Genomic DNA, 24,847 nt, shown 5'->3' with positions numbered 1-24,847 from the left:
CCAGCCGGTTTTCATCGCAGACTCTGAGGTGGTCCGCTAGAGGGGTAGTCTGAGCCCTATGTATTGCCCCTTCTGTCATAACGAACAGACCAGAGTCGCTGACTCCAGACTTGTCGAAGCAGGCTCTGCAATTCGCCGTCGCCGTGAATGTACAGAATGCGGTGGTCGATTCACCACTGTTGAAAACGCGGTACTCACCGTCGTCAAACGTAATGGAGTAAGTGAGCCGTTCGACCGCGACAAGCTCATCGTTGGTGTGCGGCGTGCATGTCAAGGTCGGGACGTTTCCGACGATGCACTGAAGCGCCTCGCACAAGAAGTCGAAGAAATCGTGCGTGCGCAGGGCAGCTCGCAGGTTCCTGCTCACGAGATTGGTTTGGCAGTACTCGAGCCACTTCGTGCGCTTGACGAGGTTGCATACCTGCGCTTCGCATCTGTGTATAAGTCGTTTGAAAGTGCCGACGATTTCGAGTCGGAAATCAGGCTTATGCGTCGGCGCGACCGCGAAGAATATCGCTAGCGCAGCGCATCAATTTTCTTCTCAATCCGGCGCTGGCTGACCGGTCGGGGAGTGCCAAGTCGCTGCGCGAACAAACTGACCCGCAACTCCTCAATGAGCCAAAGAATATCCTTGTAGGCCCGCGTCTTCGACCGTTGTGCGGGAAGTCGCTTCATATGATCAGCAAGGTAGCGTTTCACCCCATCGACAACTGCCTGGCGGTCAGCATCTCGGTCCGGGTCCAGACGCATATCCTCCAGCCGGATCCGCATCGCATCGATATAGCGCGGCAAATGCTGTAAGTGCTGCACCCCATGAACCGTTATCGCGTGACGGGGGAGATAGAAGGCGAGCTGCGAACGCATGTCATCAATCGCAGGCCCCTCCCACTGATCGAGCTCCACCGAAATGTCGGCGTACGCGGCAAGCGCTGGAGCAGTGTTGACCACAGCACGCCTTACACCACCCGAGACCTGTGGCTTAATCTCGGCGAGAAGGGCGTCGAACTCCTCCGGAGTGCGCACCGGGCCTCCGTGCGACATCATCAGATCACGAATCACCGATACACGAGCATCCTCGACCAGGCCATTTGCTCCGCCATGGGGATAGCGGTCAACAGCGACCTTATGGCGCAACGGTAGGCCCTTGGTCATCTGCTGCGCATTAACGCTGATTTCGCGCAACAGCAACGTCAGTGTCGCAGTGACCATCGACGCGTCGGCAGCAGCCTTCGTCGGGTGCACCGTGACCTTGACACCGTCTTTTGTAGCTTCGAGTGCTGGGTAAGCATCAACCTCGTTACCGTCGATTGTTGTGGTCACAGTCTCCGGTACAGCGCCGAGCGAGTCCGACGTCCACTTTTTTACAGACTCAGACTCCGATTGGCGTCCAGCTTTGGATACAGACGACTTAATCTTGCCCGCCTGACGGCGTTTTAACGCTGCGAGATCCTTGTCGTGGTCGACGATCTTGCCGCGGCGGTCGATTGCCGCATAGGTAACCTGCAAGTGCGGTGGCAACGCCTGGGGGTTGAAATCCGTGGCGTTAATACCGCGGCCACCAACGCTTCGAAGCGCATCGGCGAGCGCTTCAGTAAACGGGATGTCCGTGTTGACGTCCTCGGGCATTACCTCGAGTGCACGCTGCGCAAAGTCGGGGGCGGGGACGACGGTTTTACGTAACGCCTTCGGTAGGGTGCGGATCATCTCGGCAGCGAGTTCAGAGCGCAAGCCTGGGACGAGCCAATCGAAGCCGTCAGGGTCAAGGTTTGCCAGGAGTGGCACGGGTACCTCGACAGTGACTCCATCAAACGGGTCGCCCGGTTCGAACTTGTAGCGCAGTGCGTATTCCACGGAGCCCTGGCGCTTGGCCTCGGGAAAGGCGGTCGCAGAGGCGTCAACGTTGTCGTCGTCAAGCAATGCGTTCGGATCGAAGTCCAAATAATGCTTGTCTTTCGCACGCTGTTTCTTCCACCACGAATCAAAGTGGCGAGCGGTGGTGACATTGTCGGGCAGGCGAGCGTCGTAAAAGTCGAACAACGTATCTTCGTCGACGACAAGGCCGCGGCGGCGAACCTTTTCCTCGACCTCGGCTGCTTCCGCAAGCAACGCTTCATTGTGGTCGATGAACTTATGGTGACGGTTCCAATCGCCCTCCAGCAGCGCGTGGCGGATGAACATTGTGCGCGCAGCGGCAGGATCCACCCGGTGGTAGGGAACAAGCCGATCACGCACGATGGTCACGCCGTAAAGCATGGATTTTTCGTGGACCATCGCTGCGGAACGCTTACGCGACCACACAGGTTCCGAATAGGAGTGTTTGAGCAGGTCGCCGGCGGCACGCTCAACCCAAGCAGGTTCGATCTTGGCTACGTCACGAGCCCAGAGCCGTGACGTTTCGACGAGTTCAGCGGCCATGAGAAACTCCGGAGGCCGCTTAGCCAGCGACGAGCCGGGAAAGACCATAAACCGTGTCCCGCGCGCTCCCTGAAACTCTTTGGAATTGCCGTCACGCGCGCCGATATTGGAGAGCAAACCAGTCAAGAGCGACTGGTGGACTGCAGCTGCATCGCGCTCACCCGCGACACTATCGGCGGGAGACCAGCCGAGCTGTCGCTCCACGTCGCGCAATTGGCGGACAAGATCGCGCCACTCACGGATGCGCATGTAGTGGAGGAACTCGCGCTTCATACGCTTACGGAATGCGTTGCCGGACAGCTCGTCGCGGGAATCGCCGATGTAATCCCACAGTTTCAGCGATGACAGGAAGTCGGACTCTTTGTCCTTGAAGCGGGCGTGTGCTTGGTCGGCCTGGGCCTGGTACTCCAAGGGGCGTTCTCGAACATCCTGGATGGTCATGGCTGCGACGATGACAGTGACGTCATCGAGCACGCCGAGGCGATTGGCCTCCACCAGCATGCGGGCCATCTTGGGGTCCACAGGAATGCGGGAAATATCGCGGCCAACGTTGGTGAGGGTCGGTGCGCCACCACGTTCTTTTTGCGAGATCGCCCCCAATTCGTGCAGCAGCATAAGTCCGTCGCGGACCGCCTTATGGTCAGGCGCCTGGATGAAGGGGAACTCATTGATATCCCCAAGCCGCAGCGAGATCATCTGCAAGATGACTGACGCCAAGTTTGTGCGCAGAATCTCCGGGGCAGTGAACTCTGGGCGCGCTTCGAAGTTCTCCTCCGAATACAGGCGGATGGCAATGCCGTCGGCGGTACGGCCCGATCGGCCCGAACGCTGGTTCGCGGAAGCCTGGGAGATTTCCTCGATAGGCAGACGTTGGACCTTGGTGCGTGTCGAATACCTCGAGATACGCGCCAGGCCAGTGTCCACCACATAGTGGATGCCCGGCACGGTCAGAGACGTTTCGGCGATGTTTGTCGACAACACAATGCGACGACCCGAGTGTGGGGAGAACACACGGTGCTGCTCCGCGTTGGAGAGGCGACCGAACAGCGGAACAACCTCAACGCCACGCCAGTGCTGCTTCTCAATCGCCTCCATGCAGTCACGGATGTCGCGCTCTGAAGAGAAGAAACACAGAATGTCGCCGTTGCCCTCACCCATAAGTTCTTTGCAGGCGGCGACGACACCGTCGATCATGTCGGTGTCAATCTCCTTGATGGAGCCGTCTTTTTTCTGAATCTGCTCAACCAGTGGTCGGTAGCGGATTTCGACTGGGTAAGTACGCCCGGAGACCTCGATAATCGGAGCTGGGTTGCCCTCGGCGTCGGCGAAGTGGCTGGCAAATGCCTCCGGGTCAATGGTCGCAGATGTGACAATCACCTTGAGGTCCGGCCGCTTGGGCAGCAGTCGCTTGAGGTAGCCCAGCAGGAAGTCGATGTTGAGTGAGCGCTCGTGGGCCTCGTCGATAATGATCGTGTCGTACGCGTTGAGGAAGCGATCGCGCTGCATCTCTGTGAGCAAGATGCCGTCCGTCATCAGCTTGACCGCAGTAGACGGGGATACTTTGTCGTCGAAACGAATGGCGTAGCCGACAGATTCACCGATGTCCTGGCCGAGCTCGTCGGCGATGCGCTCCGCAACGGTGCGAGCGGCGAGTCTGCGCGGCTGCGTGTGTCCAATCAGTCCACGCCGGCCACGCCCCATCTCCAGCAGCATCTTTGGAATCTGGGTGGTCTTGCCCGATCCCGTCTCGCCGGCGATAACAACGACCTGGTTGTCGCGCACCAGTTCCATGATGTCGTCGCGGCGCGCAGACACCGGCAGGTTTTCCGGGTAAGTAATTTCAGGGATCAGAGCATCGCGCTTCTCGACGACACCCCGTGCCCTCTCAATATCCTTCCCAATCGCCCGCAGCGCATCCGGCGCGCTCGCATTTTTGAGTCGCCTACGGAACCGTCGAACATCCGCAATCGGTATAGCATCGAGCGCATCGTAGAGCTGCGGCTTCGGCGGGGCGGGGGAGGAGGAAGAATGATCAGTCATAGCCAGAGGCAGAGCTTAGCGCGGAAGCAGGGATTTACCTGATTCCAGGGCCCGCTCATACGAAGCCTTCACGAGTTGCCCTAACTGCTCGAACTCCGCAACACGCTGCGAGGACGCGCGGTAGACCAAGCTCACCGTGCGTTGCGCCTGTACGCCGTTTGCAAACGTTGCGGAAGCGACTCCGGGGCGAGAGCACTCAGTGCCTACCGCGGAGGCCGGAATCAACGTTGACCCCAGCCCTGCCACGACCAACTGGACGATCGTGGTCAGTGACGATGCGCGTGTCACAGCATGCTTGCGCGCGCCGGGAGTTGCCTCAGCGATCTTGCACAGCTCCACAATCTGATCCCGGAGACAGTGGCCGTCATCCAGTAGTAAAAGGTTGAGGTCCTTCAGGCTGTCCAGCCCCAGATCGGTGCGGCCGGCAAGTGGATCGTCCGGATTGGTCACTGCCACAAACGGCTCGTCGTAAAGCGGCAATTGCTCCAAACCTGGTGCGTGCGTCGGAGTGGCAAGCACTGCCAGATCGAGTTGCCCGTCGCGCAACATTTTTAACAGTTGATCCGTTTGGTTTTCTACGATGCGCGGTTCCAAATCCGGGTAGTTTTCCTCGATCCCAATAAGCACTCCCGGAAGGAGATACGGCGCAATTGTAGGGATGATGCCAATGTTCAGTGGGCCGGCGAGCTCGCCGAGCGCTCCGCGCGACTGGGCAAGAAAAGCATCGGCAGCGTCGAGGGTTGCCTTCGCATATGGCAACAGCGCTTCACCGGTGGGGGTGACGATCACGCGCCGGGTGGAACGCTCGATAAGTTGCAGGCCAAGACCATTTTCAAGCGACGCCAAAGCCTGTGACAGGGAAGGCTGGGAGATGCCAAGTTTCGCTGCTGCGCTCACAAAGTGTTTCTGTTCTGCAACCGTGACAAAGGTACGGATCTGTGCGAGTGTCGGTTTATACTCTCGATTGCTCATACTTATGAATCCTACACCGGCTAATAGGTTTTTGGTTGCAACCTTCTGCGAACTGTGTCATACTGTTTTACGTCCGAAACACATTCGTTTGACCAGATTCTTTTGGAGGATCATCATGCCGATCATGACCGTTGGAGAGCGTTTTCCGGAGTTCGACCTTCTCGCACTGAAGGGTGGCAACCTGAAGGAAGCTAACGCTGCTTCCCCGGACGACTACTTCGAGCGCGTCTCCCTGGATAAGTACGAGGGCAAGTGGAAGGTCATCTTCTTCTACCCGAAGGACTTCACCTTCGTTTGCCCGACTGAGATCGCCGCATTCGGCAAGCTCAACGAGGAGTTCGAGGACCGCGACACCCAGGTGCTCGGCGGCTCCATCGATAACGAGTTCTCGCACTTCAACTGGCGTGCAACCCACGAGGAACTGCTGGACATCCCGTTCCCGATGTTCTCGGACATCCGCCACGACCTGATCCGCGCCCTCGGTGTTGAGAACGCTGACGGTGTCGCAGACCGTGCAACCTTCATCATCGACCCGGACGGCATCATCCAGTTCGTGTCCGTCACCCCGGACGCTGTTGGCCGTAACGTCGACGAGGTCCTGCGTGTCCTCGACGCTCTGCAGTCTGAAGAGGTCTGCGCCTGCGATTGGCAGAAGAACGACCCGACCAAGAACATCGACAAGATGGCTGTGGTCCAGGAGTCCCTGAAGTAGCACCCGAACTTTAGTTTCCGTGCCGCCCCGCGCTCCTTAACGCTGGAGTGGCGGGGCGTTCCCATACCAACCGAAAGGATCAACGTATGTCTATCGATAACCTGCGCAACGCACTTCCCGAGTACGCCAAGGACCAGAAGCTCAACCTCGGCTCGCTGACCCGCTCGACCGAGCTGAATGAGCAGCAACTGTGGGGCACGCTCGTCGCCTCCGCGGCCGCGACCCGCAACGCAACCGTCATCTCCGAGATCACCGACGAGGCCAAGGAGCACCTCTCCGAGGAGGCCATCGACGCAGCCTTCGGTGCGGCCACTGTCATGGCGATGAACAACGTCGCGTACCGCGCTAAGGGCTGGCTTGGTGACGACTACGCCAACGTGAAGTTTGGCCTTCGCATGAACATCATTTCCAAGCCGGGAGTGGAAAAGGCTGACTTCGAGCTGTGGTCGCTCGCCGTTTCCACCATCAATGGTTGCGAGCACTGCGCCGTCGCCCACGCCAACACCGTCCGCGAGGAAGGCCTGACCAAGGAGCAGGTCTGGGAGTCCATCAAGGTTGCCGGTGTTGTCCAGGCTGTTGCCCAGACGATCACTATCGAAGACGCACGCTAAGCCACTAGCGCGTATCGACGATTAAACGCCGCTGGCCCCGAACCTTTCTGTTCGGGGCCAGCGGCGTTTCGTCGTTAGGCAGAGCGCTCTACATGGGGCTGAGCACCTTGGTGGTCAGGGAGAACAGGTCCTTCGGATCATCCGGATCGGCGACCAACTCAATATAGGTCTGGAAGTCGGTGCCAGCAGTCGAGTCGCGCAGGTAGCGCAGGGCGGAGAAGTCCTCGATTGCGAAGCCGACCGAGTCGAACAGTGTGATCTCCTCATCGCTAGAGCGGCCCGGGACCTTGCCTGCGATGACCTTCCACAGTTCGACGACCTCGAAGTCCTCGCCCTTGTTTTGGATCTCGCCCTCGATGCGGGTCTGGGGAGGGAATTCGACGAACACGGTGGCGTCGTCAAGAATGCGCGGATCAAGCTCCGTCTTGCCCGGGCAGTCACCACCCACACCATTGATGTGCACACCAGGGCGAACCAGGGAGTAATCCAGGATGGTGTTTTGCGCCTTGTCGGCGGTGCAGGTCGTAATGATGTCTGCGCCTTCGAGCGCATCCTCAACGCTGTCGGCGATGTAGACCTCGATGCCGAGCGGCTCGATATTGCGGCGGAACTTCTCCATCGCGTCCGGGTCGATGTCGAAGATGCGGACCTTCTCGATACCCAATGCCGCACGGAACCCGAGCGCCTGGAACTCTGACTGGGAACCGGAGCCAATCATCGCCATGACTTCAGAGTCCTTGCGCGCGAGGTACTTTGCCGCCATTGCGGAGGTTGCAGCAGTACGAAGTGCGGTGAGCAAGGTCATCTCGGCTTCAAACGTAGGGTAGCCGTTGTCTACGTCAGCCAGGAAACCGAAAGCGGTCACAGTCTGGAAGCCACGAGCCGGGTTCGACGGGTGGCCGTTGACGTACTTGAATCCGTATTCGATTGAGTCGGAGGTGGGCATCAGTTCAATGACACCGATAGGGGTGTGGCTGGCCACGCGCGGAATCTTGTCAAATTCCTCCCAGCGGACGAAGTCCTTTTCGATGTATTCGAGGATGCCGGCGATGATCTTCTCCACACCGTGGTGGTCGATCCAGCGGCACATGTTGGTGACGTCGACAAGTTGAGTCATACGGAAACTTCCTTTCAAAGTAAGAGGGGATTAATGGGTAACGATTGGGGGATCAATGTCGGGTGCTTGTTCACCAGTGACGTGCTCGTAGTTCACGTGCGAACGCGAGATGAATTCAACGCGATCGCGGACCTTGAACCAGCCGAACGCAAGCGCCGGCCACATCAGCAGCGACACAATCAGTGTCCAGGTGCCAATTGGGTAGTCGAAGGCCATGAGCACGACAACCAGCCCAAGGAACAGCAGCGAGACAATATCGGTGAACGGCGAGAATGGTGCGCGGTAATCCGGACGGGTGTACTTGCCCTGCCGGGCCAGCCGCACAAAGCGCATGTGCGACAGGGAAATTGCCGCCCAGGACGCCATCGTGCCAAGTGCCGCGATATTCAACACAACCTCGAACGCTGCCTCCGGCACGAAGTAGTTGAGCACAACGCCGAACAGGGCGACGCCGGTGGTCATCAGAATGCCACCGTAGGGCACACCACCCTTGGTGACCTTGCCTGCCCACTGCGGTGCGGAACCGGCCTTGGACAGCGAGTACATGATGCGGCCCGTGGAGTAGAGGCCGGCGTTCAGGGAGGACAACGCAGCGGTGATGACCACCAACTGAGTGATAGGACCGGCGTACGGCACGCCGATGGAGTTGAAGAAAGTCACAAACGGTGACTCGTCACCGGAGTACTGGGTGTACGGCAGCAGCATGCACAGCAGGAGCACGGAGCCGAAGTAGAACACCAGCAGGCGGAAGACAACAGCATTAATCGCCTTCGGGATGTCCTTACGGGGGTTCTTTGCCTCACCAGAGGTCGTGCCCAGCAGCTCGATACCTGCGTAAGCGAACACGACGCCTTGGATCACGATCAGTGCCGGCAGTACGCCGTTCGGGAACCAGCCACCGTGATCGGAGATGAGCGTCAGGCCAGTCAGATCACCACTCGGATTGCCGAAGATGACCATGAAGATGCCGACCGCGAGGAACGTGAGCAGGAACGCCACCTTGATCAGGGAGAACCAGAACTCCATCTCGCCAAAGAACTTCACCGAGACGAGATTCATCCCCGTCACAAGAGCGATGATCGCAAGTGCGATGACCCACTGCGGAATGTCGTTAATCCAACCGTAGAACTGGCCGAACCAGCGGATGTAGATCGCAAGCGCTGTCGCGTCAGCAACGGCGGTCGCTGCCCAGTTGAACCAGTACAACCAGCCCGAGACGTATGCGGCCTTCTCGCCAAAGAATTCGCGAGTGTAGGACACGAACGAACCCGAGGTTGGACGGTGGACAATGAGCTCACCCAGACTCCGCAGGATGAGGTATCCGATGAAACCGCAGAGCAGGTACATCAGGGCTAGCGACGGTCCGGCGGCCTCAAGGCGCGAACCTGCGCCAAGGAACAGACCGGTACCGATCGCCGAGCCAATTGCGATCATGTTGATCTGACGGGTGGACAGCCCTTTCTGCAAGCCGGCATCTTCGTCAGGAATGACGCCAGCTTTAGGACGAGTTGATGCTTCCGATGGTGGTGGTTTCGTAGTCATCGGGTTCTCCCAGGGTTGTGTCGGTTAGTGGGGGACTAGTTCCTGATGCCGGCCGGGTCGTGGATGACGCCGAAACGGTGCAGGGTTGCGGAGATGGCCTGCTCCAGTAGGTACGGGAGCAACTCACGTCGACCGTCGATGAGCGCCGGGCTATCGAAAACTGCAGTAGTGATGTCGCCGTAGATGTCTGCCGGGGCATCGCCGATAACGCGGATGCGAGAAGGAGTGCCCTCAACGCGATTCGCATCCACAGTGATGGAGGCAGCTTCAAGGTCCGCGACGAACTCTGCAGGTGCGACAATGCGGATCTCGGAGCCGGTGATCGCTGCTGCGAGCAGCTGGCGGTAGACATCGCGCAAGCGGTAGTTCTCACCGACGTAGATCACGACCGGCTCGAGCGTGTTGCGGTAACGGAAGATGTTCGCCTCCGAGCGAAGACCAGAGTGGTCGTGACCACGACCGAACTCGCGGTCCCATGCGCGCTGGTCGTACTCAGCAGCACGGGAGAGCCAGCCGTAGTCCTCCGCATCGACGTTCGGGCGGAACGCCTCCAGCAGCTCCTGGATATCGGCGGAGATGCTCACGCCCGGCGACGGAGCCACACCATCGCGGTCACGCCACGTGCCCATCTGTGCCACATAGTTCGGGCCACCAGCCTTCGCGCCTGGGCCGACCGAAGACTTCTTCCAGCCACCGAACGGCTGACGCTGCACGATCGCACCGGTGATACCGCGATTGACGTAGACGTTGCCAGCTTCCACACGGTCGAGCCAGGTATTGATCTCGTCGCCGTCAAGGGTGTGAATACCCGCAGTCAAGCCGTAGCCGGTGGAGTTCTGCCACTCAATAGCCTCATCGAGGTCCTTGGCGTGCATGATGCCCAGGACCGGTCCGAAGCACTCGTTCTGGTGGTACCAGGAGCCAGGCTTAACGTTGTCGCGGATACCGGGGCTCCAGAACTTGCCTTCATCATCGAGCTTCTTCGGCTGGAGCAACCACTTCTCGCCCGGTTCGAGCTTGGTCAAACCGCGCTGCAACTTCTCTCCCGGAGCTTCAATCAAGCCGTTCATCGTGGTGGAGAGCTCGGTGCCTGGGCCGACCACGAGGGTGGATGCAGCGTCAAGGAGCTGGCCACGAATACGCTCAGACTCGGCCGCGGAGCCGACGAGAATTGCCAACGACGCAGCGGAGCATTTCTGGCCCGAGTGGCCGAACGCCGACAGGTACAGGTCGTTGATCGCCAGATCCGGGTCGGCGGACGGCGTGATGATGATGGCGTTCTTGCCCGAGGTCTCAGCCATGACGTTAAGTTGCGGGTTCCACGACTTAAACAGCTGGGCTGTCTCAGATGCGCCGGTGAGGATGATGGCGTCCACGGCGTCGTCGGTAAGCAGTGCCTTGCCCGCCTCACCTTCGTCAGCGCGAACGTACTGCACCGTATCCGGGTCGATGCCCTTCTCTGCGAAGACTGCCTGGATACAATCCGCGATCAGCTTGGCACACTGCGTTACCTGCGGTGCCGGCTTCAGGACCACAGCGGAGCCTGCCGCCAACGCCGCCATGACACCACCGGTCGGAATAGCGACCGGGAAGTTCCACGGCGGAACAACCACCGTGAGCTTGTTCGGTTCGAACTCTGCCTCAATGTCGTCGAGGTGACGGGCGCTATCTGCGTAGTAATCGCAGAAGTCAATAGCCTCGGAGATCTCCGGGTCGGACTGGTCGACAGTCTTGCCAGCCTCGTGCGCAGCAACGGAGATGAACTCGCCACGACGGCGCGCGATCTCGTCACCAATCGCCTCGAGCACTTCTGCACGCTCGTTCGCGGACAGCGCGCCCCACGCCTTCTGCGCCTCGAGTGCGCGCGCGATGTTGTCGCGGATAGCAACCGGATCGGTGATCTCCTCACCGGTGTCGATCGATGGCGGAGTGCTCAGGTGCTTGATCGCCCAAGCACGGTTGGCCTCAAGGGCAGGATCCGTATCCGGCTCGTTGAAGAAGCGGCCGGTCGTTGCGGAAGCATGTGCGACGTGGCGCTCAGTTTCCGTATTACGGTCTTGCGTGCGGTTCGGGCCATTGTGCACGCCCCAACGGTTGCCGACAGCCCAGCGGAAGACGTTCTCTTGCTCCTTAATCGGATCGCGGTCCTCAGTCTTCGGAGCGAACAGGGCATGCAGGAAGTTCTGCGGGGCAGCGTTCTCTTCGAGACGACGCACCAGGTAGCTCACCGCCACGTCGAAGTCTTCGCGGCCGACAACCGGGGTGTAGAGGATCTGGTCGCCGTACACCTCGCGCACGATTTCCTGCTGCGCAGGGGACATGCCCTGCAGCATCTCAGAGTCGATCATCGCGGTGACACCGCGGCGCTGTGCCAGCTCGTATGCCAACGCAGACGTGAACAGGTTGTGCGAAGCGATACCGATAGAAACCGCATCTGCAAACTCAGGGCGCAGGATGAAATCCAGCAGGCGGTAGTAGTTTGCGTCCACCTCATCCTTGGTCAGGTACGGAGCCTGCTCCCAACCCTTGACTTCAGCGTGGTGGCGTTCCATGGACAGGTTCGCACCCTTGACCAGACGGATCTTGATCTTGGAGCCACCGTCGGCCACACGCTTCTGGGCGAAGTCGGCCAGGTACTCGAGTGCACCAAGCGTGTCCGGCAAGTACGCCTGAAGCACAATGCCGCCCTGGTAGTCCTTGAACTCCTCCTCGCTGAGCAGCTGCGTGAACACGTCCAGCGTGAGATGCAGGTCGTGGTACTCCTCCATGTCCATGTTGATGAACACCTGAGGGCTACGGTCGCGCGCAGCGCGGTACAGCGGGCGGATGCGGTCCTTGACCAATCGAACGCATTCGTCGTAACCCCAGTGGTTGAGCTGCGACACCATCGACGATGCCTTGACGGACACATAGGTAACGCGTGGGTTCTTGATCAAATTGAGGGTGCGTTCTGCACGATCTGTTGCTTCCTTCTCGCCGAGGACGGCCTCACCGAGCAGGTTCAAGTTGAGCTGCTCGCCGCGCTGCTGCGCGTTGTCGAGCAGCTTGTTCAGTGCGTCACTTTCGGCATCGAGAACCAGGTGGCCAACGAGCTGGCGGAGACGGGCACGTGCCGCAGGAACAACTACGTTTGGCAGGAATGGGCCGACGAAAGCACCAATTCCGACGAGTAGGGAGTTGATCTGGCCGAGGAATCGGGCGTCGACACCGCGCGTGATCGCCCGCAGTGCGTGTGCTGCGACACGGTTGCTTTCCGGGCGCATGACGCGGTCAACGAAGTCCATGGTGAAGCGGACACCGTTTTCGTCGCGAAGCAACTCAGCGAGCTGCTGGGTGGAGGCGTCGTCGGCGTCTGCTTCGGCGGTAGCTTCCATCCAGTGGTAGGCGCGAGCAACAGCTGCCTCGATTACTGCCTCGAGGTCATCGCTATTCGACGGCGCGATCTGGTTGGTGCTCAGTTGTGGCATTTGTGTTCCTTATCACTCATAACTGACCAATGTGACAGGAATTAAGATAAGGCACAACTGCGATTTTCAATGGAATTAGATGCCGTCGCACGAGTCGTGCGAGGAAACCTGCAGCGCACAGCGTTGACGGGTGGGGAAAACGGGGGATAAAAATAACCCCGCCACATGCATAGTGCAGTGACGGGGTTTGAAACGTTGGTGCGTTACAGGCCACCGAACGGGCCGCGCAGCGGGTCGAATGGCTTGATCGTCTCGTCGATCTCGCCGGTCACAATCTGCTTTGCCAGCATCTTGCCGGACAGCGGGCCCAGGATGATGCCCCACATGCCGTGACCACCGTTGGTGTACACGTTTGGCACCTTCGTCGCGCCAACCAGTGGGAGACCGTCCGGAGTGACCGGGCGGGAACCGACCCACTCGTCCTGGCGATCTTCCCAGTCGATGCCACGGAAGAACGGCTTCGTCGAGTGAATCATCGAGGCAATACGGCCTGGCTGGAACGGCTCATCCGGGCCGCGGAACTCCATCGTGCCTGCGATGCGGAAGCGACCCTGGTACGGGGTGCAGGCGATCTTTGGATCCGGCAGATACACCGGGCAGGTAGCAGGCTCAGCTGTCTCAACCGAGAAGGAGTAGCCGCGACCAGCCTGAATCATCGTGTTCACACCAAGCTGTTTAGCCAAGGACGGAAGCCACGCACCGGTTGCCAAAACAACGTTGTCGGCCTGCAGCCACTCCCCGGTGGAAAGCTTCACGGCTGGCTTGCGGGTGGAGGTGACCTCTACGACCTCAACACCCGTCGTGATCTTGCCACCGCGCTCGATAATCGAATCTGCAATGGCCCGGCAGTACGGACCCGGCTCGATGAAGCGCTGACCGCCCATGCGGTAGGTTGCGCCGACCTTCTCGGTCAGCATCGGGGCGTCAGTGCGGGCGTCGTCAAGCGTGATCTGCTCGAAAGGAATATCTTGGCCGTGACGCTGAGCGCCTTCGACTTCCTTGAGGAAGCCGGCGGCTTTGCCCTCGTTTTCGAAACCGATGATGAACGGACCCTCATGTGTGGAGGCCTTCACACCACCTGCTTCGAGCTCGTCGAAAGCAGCGAGGGAAGCAATATCTGCCTTAGTGAGGCGAGCCATGGTCTTGTCCCATGCGCGTCCCGTCGCGTGTGCCATGAAGTTGGCGCAGAAGCGCCACAGCTTCGGGTCGAAACGCACCGGCACATCCAAAGCAGCGTGCTTATCAAACAGTGCGGTCGGGCCGTATGCCCACAGGCTCGAGTTGGACAGCGGGATCGTCTTTCCCGGTGCCAACCAGCCGGCGTTGCCCCAGGAAGAACCGGCCGCAACATCGATGCGTTCGAGAACTTCCACCTCATGGCCATATTCCTGCAGATGCCATGCGGTTGACAGACCGGTCATGCCGGCGCCGACAACAATTGTGCGCGTCACGTTGTGCTCCTTGTCACGCTAGAACCAAAGTTTGCCCCACACAATCTAGCCGGGGTGGATGTGTTTTGGGGCAAATTAGAACTTTCCGTTTCATGCGAGCACTTCTACTGCCCCCGAACCTCCAACGAGGAGACCCGAACCTCACCCGCTTCATCGGATGCGTCGAGATCCACCACACCGTGAATCTGGAACGCGTTGTCGCCTTCGGGGTCGTTAATAATCTGGGTGACCTGCCAGGATCTGCCGGATTGATCACCGATGTGGAAGAATTTAGGACCGCGTGCGTCTGGGCCAAGATCGACATCGTCGTACTCGTCGAAGTAGTCGTCCATCGCCCCCGGCCAATCCACCCGCTCGTCTGTTTCTAGGTAGTCGAGCATCTCGGCCAACTCATCTTCTTTCTCATAAGCGAACAGTTCGACCATTCGGAAGAAGTAGTTGCGGACCATGATTGTGAACGCACGACGGTTGGCGGTCAGTGCGGATGGGTCTTGTACACCAAACGCCAGCTCTCGGTCGATGGTTTCCTGGCTGACAGGTTCGTCTTCTCCGGTCATGTGCGCCCATTCGTCGATGAGCGACGAGTCCACCTGACGAATCATCTCGCCGAGCCATACGACGATGTCCTCGAGCTCGTCGTTCATGTAGGCATCGGGGATGGAGTAGGAGAGCGTGCGCCAAGCATCGGTGAGGTAGCGAAGCACCACACCCTCGGAGCGCGCCAGCCCATATGTGGAAATGAGATCGGAGAACGTCATTGCGTGCTCGATCATGTCCCGCACCACAGACTTCGGCGACGGCTCGAACTCCTTCGCCCATGGGTTGCCTTGGGTGAAGGTATCGAACGCTTCGTCCAACTCGTCGGTCAATGGCTTCGGATAGGTGACATCCTCAATAATCGCCATGCGCTCGGTGTAGTCAACACCTTCAGCCTTTAGCGCAGCAATTTCTTCTCCACGAGCGGCTTTCTCTTGCGCTTGGAGGAGTTGCCTCGGGTCGTCGAGGATCGCTTCAAATGCTGAGATGACATCAAGGGTGTATGTATCCGATTCCGGATCCAGCAGGGTAAGAAACGCCAGTGCGAACGGAGCGAGAGGTTGATTTAGCGCAAAGTCGCGGTCGAGCTCCTGCGTCAGCGTGTATGGGCGAAACGCGGGAGAGTCCGGAGTACGTTCCACCACTCCAGCGTTAATCAGCCCACGGAATAGCTCCACTGCGGTGAGGATGTCCCTGTTCTGCTTCGCACGGTTGTCGTGGTTGTCGCGCAGTAACTTGCGCATGTGCTCGTAGCCGTCACCAGGGCGTGCCACCACGTTGAGCAGCATCGAGTTGCTCACCTTGAACTGGCTTGTCAGCTCTTCGGGTTCAGCGACCTTCAGACGTTCAAAAGTGTTCTCAGACCAGGAAACTTCACCGTCGCGGGCAGACTTCTTTCGTATCTTCTTGAGTTTCTTCGGATCATCACCCGCCTTGCGGCGCAGCTTTACGTTTTCTATCTCGTGTTCGGGTGCTTCCACCACTACAGTGCCTTCGGTGTCGTAGCCTGCGCGACCTGCGCGGCCTGCGATTTGGTGGAATTCACGCGACTTCAAGATGCGCTGGCGAGTTCCGTCGTATTTGGCCAACCCAGTGATGAGCACTGTACGAATCGGCACGTTAATCCCCACACCGAGCGTGTCTGTACCGCAGATGACCTTCAGTAAGCCGGTTTGGGAAAGCCGTTCGACAAGGCGACGGTACTTCGGCAACATGCCTGCGTGGTGGATTCCGATGCCACGACGCACAAGTTTGGACAGCGTCTTGCCAAACGTGGTGGTAAAGCGGAAATTGCCAATCTCTTCAGCGATCCGCTGCTTTTCCTCATCCGTAATGATTTTCATGCTGGTCAGCGCCTGCGCTCGTTCAGTGGCTTCGCGCTGAGAGAAATGCACAACGTAGATCGGTGCCTTGCCGTCGGCGAGCAGCTCCTCAATCGTCTCGTGCACCGGCGTGAACACATAGTGGAAATCCAGCGGAACGGGACGCTCAGCGCCGCCCACATAAGTGGTGGTGCGCCCGGTGCGTTTCGTCAGGTCCTCCTCGAGCCACGCAGTATCGCCTAGTGTCGCCGACATCAGCAGAAACTGTGCCTTTGGCAACTCGAGGAGCGGAACCTGCCAGGCCCATCCGCGCTCCGGCTCGGAATAGTAATGGAACTCGTCCATGACGACCTGGTCGATCCGTGCATGCTCGCCCTCTCGTAGCGCGATATTTGCGACGATCTCCGCTGTGGCTGCAATGATTGGCGCATTGGAGTTCACCGTTGCGTCACCGGTCATCATGCCGACGTTTTCAGCGCCGAAAATCTCGCACAGCGCGAAAAACTTCTCGCTTACCAGTGCCTTAATCGGCGCCGTATAAAACGATCGTTGTCCACGGGCGAGGGCAATGAAATGCGCCGCGTTGGCCACCATGGACTTCCCGGAACCAGTCGGGGTGGCCAAGATAACGTTGTCGCCAGCGAGCAACGCTAGCGAAGCTTCCTCTTGAGCAGGGTAGAGGCTGATACCGCGGGACTCGGTCCACGAGGTAAACGAGTCCCACACCACGTCCTCGAAGAGGGACTCAGGTGCTTCGGCAATGTCGGAGAGCATATCAGTGAGCGTCACGCTCACCACCGTAGCTGACCGCCCCGACATCCCATCAGCATTTAGGATGTTGCGCCGGTGTCACCTTCGCTGTCGTCGTCACTGTCGCCGTCACCTTCTTCAGCGTCGGGGTCGATGAAGAAGTAGTCACGCAAGCGCCGATCAGTGTTCTCATCGTGAGGCAGGCTGCGCTGTTGACCACGGTTGCGGTCACGGTCCTCTATGGCGGTGAGGTAGTTCTCAAAAGCCTCGCTAATTTCCTCACCAGACGGCATCTGCGCCTCGCCAGGCATCATGGCCTGCGGATGGTGGCGACGGTATTCCTCCATCTCCTGGTCATAGTGTTCCTCCAAGGCCTGGACCACATGGGTGATCTCAGCGGAGTTCGTCGTTTGTTCTGCAAGTTGCTGGGAGACCCGCTTCATGTCGCCTTCCAACGAACCAAGCGGGAAGGTCAACGTGGTGGAATCCTCTACCGACTGCAAGAGCTGGAAAGTTGCGTGCGGGTACGGAGAAGCAGCGACATAGTGCGGGACGTGCGCTGTGTAGCCTGCGACATTTCGCCCACGCTTGTGGAGTTCGCGCTCAATGAGAATTGCGGCGGAGCCAGGAACGCTCACCATACCGTCGAAGGTGTACATCGAGCCGACGAGGTCGGTGTCGTTGCCGTGTGCTGATACCACAAGGGGGCGAGTGTGTGGCGCGCCCATAGGGGCAGCGTAGAGGCAGATCGTTTTATCCACGTTGAAACGCTCGACGAGGTCGGCGACTGCATTGCTAAACGCTTCCCAGCGAAGATCCGGTTCAGGCCCGGACAGGAGCAAGAAAGACTTGCCCTTGCTGTCGCGCAGGACCCGCATATCGAGTTGCAGGTCTGCAACGTCTGCGATTTCAGCATGGGCGAGTGTCACCGTTGGGCGTCGTGAGCGGTAGTCGATGAGCTCGTCGTTGCTAAACGTCGCCACCGTATGGGTCTCTAGCGCGGCCTTAAGATGGTCGGCTGCAGACTCAACTGCGTGACCTGCGTCGGCGTAGCCGTGCATGGCAATAATCAGCGCCGGGCCCGATTGGGAGGTGCTGTCCACGGTGGGCGAGGGGTACTCAAGCTCGTACATCTGCTGATCGTAAGTCACGGTTGTAGATCTCCTGAAATGGTATCGCTGATTCCCCCACCACAACGAAGGAAGCGAGCAAAACATTCCCCGTTATGTTTTTGGATGGAACCGAACACTGTTTCAGTGCGTCTGATATTTATGACAGACACTCAACCACAAGGAACTCATTCATCGGATGGTGCTGGCGCGGCGCACCACGACACCTACACATTGCAATCGCCCGCGCACTTGATTGCATCACTTCCTGGAACTCTCGGGTACTTTCCAACTGAAACTGTTTCGCTGATCACCTTGCAAGCGCGTCCGGGGGAACCTGACATCTTGGATGTTGGACCGTATTTGTGCTCGGATTTGGGCAGCACAGAGCAGCTTCGCAACATGCTTGAGCAACTGCCAATAACGCAACGTGTGGCGACGTTTGGCGTGATCATTAGCCGAGTCCCTGATTCGGAGATGGTCAAACAGGCCGTTAAGGAGTTGCGAGACAGTTATCAGGGGATTGTGCCACTGGTCGACGCGTGCTGGTTAGTTTCGGAAGTCGCTGATGGCACCCCGTACCGCCTCGCGTTCTCCAACGAGACGGAGAACGCACAGATCTGGGGGTGGGAGGACACATTCACTTCGGGTACGGTCGCTTCAGTGATCGCGTCGCCGGCGATGCGGCCGTACATCGATAACGGCTTGCTGCCGGAACTCGATCGCGCGGATACGTTCGAGCACTTCGACCCGCTATTGCTCAGCGATGCTGTGCGTTGCGACGAGGTCGCGCCCGCTGCGTATCGACGAGGCCTTGACCTAATGGATCTGGTCTCAGTGGCACCTGCCCTTGCGCGCCGGGACGTCGAGCGGGCCTGCGAGCTCTTCGTCTCAACGCCAGCGGATTCGATCATTGACGGGGATGGATACGTTGAACTGAGCGATGTGTTTCAGTCGGATGACGAAGTTGAACTTATCGCCGCGATGCTGAGCAGAAGCCGGTTGCGTGACTGCTTGATCGTCGACGCGCTTGCGTACCCGTTCGGGGCATCCGCGGTGATGTTGTGTATCGCGAGGAACTTCACCGGAGCCATTCGGGCCAACGCGTTGTGTCTTTGGGCGATGGTTGCCCTTTCCCAACGCTTGTACGCATGGGCGGGCACCGCGTTGCGGTGCGCAGACGAGGAAGTTCCAGGTCATGCGCTGTCGAATCTGCTGCTGCAAGTGATGCTGGCGGGCAAGGCAGAAGAGATTCTTGAAGTGAGCAGTCGAGCATGCAGAGACACGTGGCTCGAATTCGGAGGTTAACGCGCCGAGTGCGAACGGCTTCCCAGTTCGCGGGTGAACGCCCATGCGTCCTCGACGATTCGGCGTAGATCTGTGCGGGTGGGGTTCCAACCAAGCTCACTTTTGATCTTTTCGGACGACGCGATGAGCACAGCCGGGTCGCCTGCACGGCGAGGAGCTACCTCAGCTGGGATGGGATGGCCGGTGACTTCGCGACACATCTCCACAACTTCTCGCACCGAATAGCCAGCACCGGAACCAAGGTTATAGATCTTGTGTTGGCCAGGCGTGTTGTTTTCCAAAGCGAGCATGTGGGCGTCGGCGAGGTCGCGGATGTGAATGTAGTCGCGCACGCAAGTACCGTCGTTTGTTGGCCAGTCATCGCCGTACATCATGATCTTGTCGCGGTAGCCCATGGCAACCTGCAACACAATGGGGATGAGGTGGGTTTCAGTGATGTGGTTTTCACCAACACCGTTGTGTGCGCCGGCGACGTTGAAGTAGCGCAGACTCGTTGCGCCGAGGCCGTACGCATTGGCGTAGGACGTGATTGCGTGGTCAATCGCTAGCTTGGAGGCGCCGTAGGGATTCGTTGGACGTGTTGGCGCATCTTCGGTAATCGGCACGGTGTCTGGTTCACCGTAGGTGGCAGCGGTCGAGGAAAACACCAGGGATTTCACGTCGTGCTTGCGCATTGCGTCGAGCAACGCGAGTGATACTCCGACATTGCCATGCCAGTACTTGGCGGGATCCTCCATCGACTCGCCGACAAGCGAGCGTGCAGCGAAATGCAGTACGCCATCGATGTCACCGTCAGCCAGTACGTCGTCGATAACATCGACAATGTTTCCCTCAACGAGCACAGCCTGCTCAGGGACAGCGTAGCGGTTTCCGGTGCTGAAATCGTCGATAATGGTGACGTCGTGGCCTGCTTCAAGCAGTGCTTGCGCGCACACACTTCCGACGTATCCTGCGCCGCCTGTGACTACAAGTTTCATGGGGTTTCTCCTCGAAGCGTTAGTTGAGCGGTTCGACGCGCAGCGCGTGTGCCAGCTCAGATGGAAGTACAACAGTTTCTCCGTTGGCGGTCTTGACTTCCAGCGCGCCGTCTTCAAATGGAGTCAACGTCACTTCTTGGCCGACGAAGTGACCGATGCCTGCAAGGGAGACACCGTCTGTCAACGGAACCTGAAGAATTTCCGAAATCTGCACAACACGCGCTCTGGTCGGCTCCTGGATTCGAAGATCGGTCGCTCGAGTTCCGCGTGTCTCGGGCACCCCCTGTGGTGCTCCCAGCTCTTCCAGTGCGGGGATCGGGTTACCAAATGGGGAGTGGGTGGGATTATCCAACACTGCGACAAGGCGACGTTCGACCTCTTCGCTCATGACGTGTTCCCAGCGACATGCCTCGTCGTGCACTTTCTCAATATCAAGGCGCAGCACGTCGGTCAGAAGACGTTCCGCGAGACGGTGTTTGCGCATCACCGCGGTTGCGAGTGCGCGCCCTTCCTCAGTGAGGGAGAGGGAACGGTCTTGCTCAACAACGATAAGTCCGTCGCGCTCCATGCGTGCCACAGTTTGCGACACGGTGGGGCCAGACTGCTCAAGCCGTTCAGCGATGCGAGCGCGAAGGGGAGTGATGCCCTCTTCTTCCAGCTCGTAGACCGTTCGCAAGTACATTTCTGTGGTGTCGACGAGGTCACGCACGGTTGTTGGTTCCTTCCACTCGACGAGGCAGCAGCTGTTGCTGCTATAACGAACGTTCGACAAATACTGTAGCCCAGCGATAGTGACCTAAGTCCCATCACTGGGCGTAGTTGTTGTTTTTCCTAATGGCTACATTGCGTAATCGCGAAGACGGTCTGCACGTTCGCCCACACGAAGCTTCGCCATGACTTCGCGTTCGATCTGACGTACGCGTTCCCGGGATAGTCCGTACTGTCGGCCAATCTGGTCCAAGGTGCGCGGCACACCGTCAGTCAGTCCATAGCGCATGCGGATGACATCCTGTTCGCGCTGCTCAAGGCCGTTAATGATGTCTTGAATGTCGTCATGGCGCAGCGTAGTCACGACGGCGTCTTCGGCGTCGGTGGCTTCCGCGTCCTCGATGAAGTCACCCAAAGGCGCCTCTTCATCTGCACCGACCGGCATATCCAAGCTGACGGGGTCGCGGGATTGGCGCAGCAGCATTTCGATCTTGGACTCTTCGATGCCGGACTCTTCGGACAGTTCCTCGTTCGTCGGCTCACGGCCGAGAGATTGATACATTTCGCGACGAATACGTGAGAGCTTGTTGACCTGTTCGACAAGGTGCACAGGGAGGCGGATTGTGCGGGACTGGTCAGCCATACCTCGCGTGATTGCTTGGCGGATCCACCAGGTGGCGTAGGTGGAAAACTTAAAGCCCTTGGCGTAGTCAAACTTTTCCATCGCACGAATAAGGCCGAGGTTGCCTTCTTGGATGAGGTCCAACAGTGGCATTCCGCGGCCGGTGTAGCGCTTCGCAAGCGATACGACCAGGCGCAGGTTCGCCTCGAGGAGGTGCGCGCGCGCCTTGCGGCCTTGCTTAGCGAGGATTGTCAGGTCGCGCTTTTTTGCCCGGGTGAGTTTCACCTCCGGATCGTCGAGAAGATGCTGAGCGTAGAGGCCAACTTCGATCTGTTGGGCAAGCTCGACCTCTTCTTCAGCGTTGAGTAGGGCGGTTTTGCCGATGCCGTTGAGATAAACGCGTACAAGGTCTGCGGATGGGTTGTCGTTGGTCTGATTACGTCGGCTACCGCGGTCGACGTTCTCTTCTTTTTCTGTGGCACGATCCGGCTGGGTCATGTGACAACGCCTCCTCGGACTGGGGTGAAACACTTCATGTTGCATCGGTGCAATCTGATAGACCAACGGTCCGAGGTGAAGAGGTGTTCCCGCGGGCACCATTTATATTCACTGAGCGTTACGTTTCTACCAACACGGTGAACGGCCCTTCGTTGACACTCTGGACTTGCATGTTGGCGCCGAATCGCCCTTCTTCGACATGAATTCCGCGTTCACGCAGTGCCGACGCGATCTTTGCGATGATTGGCTCCGCAACTTCGCCAGGGGCAGCGTCTCCCCACGATGGGCGGCGACCCTTGGCAGTGCGGCCTAAAAGCGTGAACTGGCTGACTAAAAGCACCGGAGCATTGACGTCTTCAACGGACTTTTCCCCGTCGAGAATGCGCAGTTCTGCAATTTTGCGGGCCATCTTTTGCCAGGCTTCTTCGTCGTCTTCGCGGCCAACGCCGACAAGGGCGAGGATTCCGCCTGTCTCAGCGCAATTGATAGCGCCGACAACGTCGCCGTCGACGGTGACGGAAGCCTCGGAAACGCGGGTCAGGACGGCTTTCACAGGATATTCCTCTGTTTCTGATCAGATAGCGGCGATTTCTGCGGGTAGGACAACGCCATGACGGACAAGATCAACTATGGCTGCCGAGCTGGATTGCTCAAGTTCATGTAGTGCAGCTTCGTCGTTAATACCGTTGGCAGCAGCGTAGAGCCCAGTGACGTCGCGAAGCGCAAGGCCTTGCGGGTGCAGCCCACGAATAACGGAGAGCACCCCAGCATCCACGGTATGGGTAAACCGTGGCCCGTCCGTGCGAGTCACACGGATGACCTCGGGTGCGAAGCCGATACCGGTTTCTGTGTCGGCCAAACTGACCTCCTCAAGCGCGACCCCTGGGCGCAGCATGTATTGGGCATCAAGAACTTCGGCGAAGGATTTTCCACGCAGCCAATCGCTACGCAGGAAGTATTCTTCAACCTCCGGTGCTAAGCAGTCAGTGAAATGCTGGGATAGTTCCTCAGCGGTGACCTCAGTTGCGGCATCGCCGATATCTTCCAAGACGATCCACCCGAACCCGATTCCAGTGACGTTAGTTTGCGCAAAGTGCTCCAGCCACCGTTCGGTGCGTTCGATGCCTTCAGTAGAGCGGGGGTCGATGGATTCGTCGCGAAGCCACGTGGAGACGTACATCCCCGGATCCACAACATCGCGCTGCAGCACCCAGGCGTTCACTCCTGTGCTGGGCAACCACGACGCCACCCGAGACTGCCAGGACGCATCCTTGCTGTGCACCCAGGAACCCAGGATGAAAGCACGGCCACCTTCGGCAAGATGTTCCACTGCGCCGGAGACAACGAGCTCGGAGGCCGCATCAAGATCCAAGCCTGAATCGCGGTAGACATGGCCCACCTCGGGCAGTCCGACAACAAATGGGGGGTTGGCCACAATGCGGTCGAACCGTTCGCCCGCAACAGGTTCAAACCAACTTCCTTGCCTCAGTTCCACATTGTCTACACCGTTGGCAGCAAACGTCGCTCGAGCTAAGTCCAGCGCTCGACCGTGAACATCTGTCGCGACAACTCTCTTAGCAACGTGGGCCTGTGCAAGTGCCTGCACCCCCGAACCCGTTCCCAAATCCAAAACAGACGACACCGGTGTCTGAGGCGCAGCCGAAAGCAGTGATAAGGAAGCGGCGCCAACGCCGAGAACATGATCGTGTCCTGGGACGATGTCGGTCATCGACGCGTCGAGATCGGAAAAGACAAAGCGCTCCTTATCTGCGATCGCATGCGGGCGCACATCGAGTGCGATGTGAAGTTCGGCATTGTCGGTTGCAGGGGCGACCACGCAGTCGTCGATAAGCAGCTGCACAAGCTCTTGCGACAGCACATCACTGAGTTCCGCTGCGGTGCATGGCTCGCGCAAGATAAAAAACCGGATCAACCGCGACAAACGGGACCCATCCTGGCACGCGTGGCGCACTACTCCAGGCTCACCGCGAAACATCGCCTGCGTCGCGGCTGGCCCAAGGTGCTCAGCAATCCCTGCGGACGTAAAACCGGCCTTTGCCAATGCTTGGGCAAGAGTTTTCGCTGTCTCCGGGCTTACCGTTACTGAATCACTCATCGTTGTCTCCTGTTGCATCATCCCCACCGTCGTCGTGATCGATGATATCGGGCACGTTTGCCGTGCTTGACGACGAACTCTCGAGCGCCGTACGACGAGAATTCTCCAACCGAATCTCCTCACGCACTACCGCAGGCTTGTACACGTTTTTTGAGCGTGCATCCCGCTTCTCGCCCTGTGCGTTGCCCAACACCACCGCAATCCAAGGCAGCGGTACCGAGACGACGAACAATATTGCCGCCAGCACCCACCAGCTCATCCACGCAGCCCAGATCGCGGCGAGGATGAACGGTAGGCGAAGCCCCTGCAAAATGGCGTACTGCTTCTCACGAGACTGCCGGTTTTGTTCAGGACTCGTCACCGCGTCTGTGATCAAAGCGCGGGCCATGCGACGACGGCGACGCGAGTGAGGCACAGAGGAGTCGACGACATCCTCGGCTTGAGCGTCAACCGTCTGGTCGTCCTGGCTCAAACTAGAGAACAACCCGTCACGGGCTCGGTCCCGCGGATCAGAATCGGGGGAAACGTTCTCATTGGTGCTCATATGCGTCGAGGTTAGCCCTCCGGCTTAAC

At 58.8% G+C, this 24,847-nt stretch carries 18 protein-coding genes; 4 read left to right on the top strand and 14 right to left on the bottom strand.

Annotated elements, in window-relative coordinates:
* Positions 1-58: 58 nt before the first annotated feature.
* Positions 59-520 (top strand): transcriptional regulator NrdR, encoded by a 462-nt coding sequence (gene nrdR, locus HMPREF2736_RS05110; protein WP_070422341.1) that lies wholly within the window; start codon positions 59-61, stop codon positions 518-520.
* On the opposite strand, the gene hrpA is transcribed toward nrdR, so the two are convergent.
* Together hrpA and HMPREF2736_RS05100 are read right to left on the bottom strand one after the other, a co-directional pair.
* The gene (gene hrpA / locus HMPREF2736_RS05105) at positions 517-4,455 is read right to left on the bottom strand and encodes an ATP-dependent RNA helicase HrpA (protein WP_070829024.1); all 3,939 of its coding nucleotides are present in this window, start codon (positions 4,453-4,455) and stop codon (positions 517-519) included. The genes nrdR and hrpA overlap by 4 nt on opposite strands.
* 15 nt (positions 4,456-4,470) lie before the next feature.
* Complete coding sequence (locus HMPREF2736_RS05100) at positions 4,471-5,427, bottom strand: hydrogen peroxide-inducible genes activator (RefSeq protein ID WP_070483803.1); 957 nt, start codon at positions 5,425-5,427, stop codon at positions 4,471-4,473.
* Positions 5,428-5,542: 115 nt separating this feature from the next.
* Between HMPREF2736_RS05100 and HMPREF2736_RS05095 the strand changes: the two genes are divergently transcribed.
* Positions 5,543-6,139: a peroxiredoxin gene (locus HMPREF2736_RS05095; protein WP_070422344.1), complete on the top strand. Its 597-nt coding sequence runs from the start codon at positions 5,543-5,545 to the stop codon at positions 6,137-6,139.
* Positions 6,140-6,225: 86 nt separating this feature from the next.
* A complete protein-coding gene (locus tag HMPREF2736_RS05090) occupies positions 6,226-6,750 on the top strand; it encodes an alkylhydroperoxidase, AhpD family (protein WP_070483800.1) in 525 nt (174 codons plus the stop codon).
* Between the two features lie 88 nt (positions 6,751-6,838).
* Here the strand turns inward: HMPREF2736_RS05090 and HMPREF2736_RS05085 are convergent, their stop codons facing one another.
* The 6 genes from HMPREF2736_RS05085 to HMPREF2736_RS05060 form a co-directional block, all read right to left on the bottom strand.
* Positions 6,839-7,867, bottom strand: coding sequence for an ornithine cyclodeaminase (locus HMPREF2736_RS05085; RefSeq protein ID WP_070422346.1), 1,029 nt, complete (start codon positions 7,865-7,867; stop codon positions 6,839-6,841).
* Positions 7,868-7,897: 30 nt separating this feature from the next.
* Positions 7,898-9,409 (bottom strand): amino acid permease, encoded by a 1,512-nt coding sequence (locus tag HMPREF2736_RS05080; protein WP_083279407.1) that lies wholly within the window; start codon positions 9,407-9,409, stop codon positions 7,898-7,900.
* 35 nt (positions 9,410-9,444) lie between these two features.
* Positions 9,445-12,876, bottom strand: coding sequence for a bifunctional proline dehydrogenase/L-glutamate gamma-semialdehyde dehydrogenase (locus HMPREF2736_RS05075; protein ID WP_070829023.1), 3,432 nt, complete (start codon positions 12,874-12,876; stop codon positions 9,445-9,447).
* A 203-nt stretch (positions 12,877-13,079) separates the two neighbouring features.
* Positions 13,080-14,327: an NAD(P)/FAD-dependent oxidoreductase gene (locus HMPREF2736_RS05070; RefSeq protein ID WP_083279408.1), complete on the bottom strand. Its 1,248-nt coding sequence runs from the start codon at positions 14,325-14,327 to the stop codon at positions 13,080-13,082.
* 104 nt (positions 14,328-14,431) lie between these two features.
* Positions 14,432-16,960: a DEAD/DEAH box helicase gene (locus HMPREF2736_RS05065; protein WP_070829180.1), complete on the bottom strand. Its 2,529-nt coding sequence runs from the start codon at positions 16,958-16,960 to the stop codon at positions 14,432-14,434.
* Between the two features lie 56 nt (positions 16,961-17,016).
* Entirely contained in the window at positions 17,017-18,069 is a 1,053-nt protein-coding gene (locus tag HMPREF2736_RS05060) for a PAC2 family protein (protein WP_070422405.1), read from the bottom strand.
* A gap of 36 nt (positions 18,070-18,105) precedes the next feature.
* Between HMPREF2736_RS05060 and HMPREF2736_RS05055 the strand changes: the two genes are divergently transcribed.
* Complete coding sequence (locus HMPREF2736_RS05055) at positions 18,106-19,353, top strand: DUF4192 domain-containing protein (protein ID WP_083323006.1); 1,248 nt, start codon at positions 18,106-18,108, stop codon at positions 19,351-19,353.
* Here the strand turns inward: HMPREF2736_RS05055 and galE are convergent.
* From galE to HMPREF2736_RS05025, 6 genes are all read right to left on the bottom strand, one after another.
* On the bottom strand, positions 19,350-20,330 hold the full coding sequence (galE, locus tag HMPREF2736_RS05050; protein ID WP_070816249.1) for a UDP-glucose 4-epimerase GalE: 981 nt from the start codon (positions 20,328-20,330) through the stop codon (positions 19,350-19,352). The two genes, HMPREF2736_RS05055 and galE, sit on opposite strands and share 4 nt — an antisense overlap.
* Positions 20,331-20,349: 19 nt before the next feature.
* Complete coding sequence (locus HMPREF2736_RS05045; protein WP_070422350.1) at positions 20,350-21,039, bottom strand: metal-dependent transcriptional regulator; 690 nt, start codon at positions 21,037-21,039, stop codon at positions 20,350-20,352.
* A 129-nt stretch (positions 21,040-21,168) separates the two neighbouring features.
* On the bottom strand, positions 21,169-22,158 hold the full coding sequence (locus HMPREF2736_RS05040) for a sigma-70 family RNA polymerase sigma factor (protein WP_070422351.1): 990 nt from the start codon (positions 22,156-22,158) through the stop codon (positions 21,169-21,171).
* A gap of 118 nt (positions 22,159-22,276) precedes the next feature.
* Positions 22,277-22,711, bottom strand: a complete 435-nt coding sequence (dtd, locus tag HMPREF2736_RS05035) for a D-aminoacyl-tRNA deacylase (protein WP_070422352.1) — start codon at positions 22,709-22,711, stop codon at positions 22,277-22,279.
* A 21-nt stretch (positions 22,712-22,732) separates the two neighbouring features.
* Positions 22,733-24,274: a DUF7782 domain-containing protein gene (locus HMPREF2736_RS05030; protein ID WP_070829021.1), complete on the bottom strand. Its 1,542-nt coding sequence runs from the start codon at positions 24,272-24,274 to the stop codon at positions 22,733-22,735.
* Complete coding sequence (locus tag HMPREF2736_RS05025; RefSeq protein WP_083279411.1) at positions 24,267-24,818, bottom strand: DUF3099 domain-containing protein; 552 nt, start codon at positions 24,816-24,818, stop codon at positions 24,267-24,269. The genes HMPREF2736_RS05030 and HMPREF2736_RS05025 overlap by 8 nt, the downstream gene beginning before the upstream one ends.
* Positions 24,819-24,847: the final 29 nt, after the last annotated feature.

This window comes from Corynebacterium sp. HMSC036E10 (assembly GCF_001836265.1).
Taxonomy (GTDB): domain Bacteria; phylum Actinomycetota; class Actinomycetes; order Mycobacteriales; family Mycobacteriaceae; genus Corynebacterium; species Corynebacterium coyleae.
This window is presented reverse-complemented; position numbering and strand designations above follow the sequence as displayed.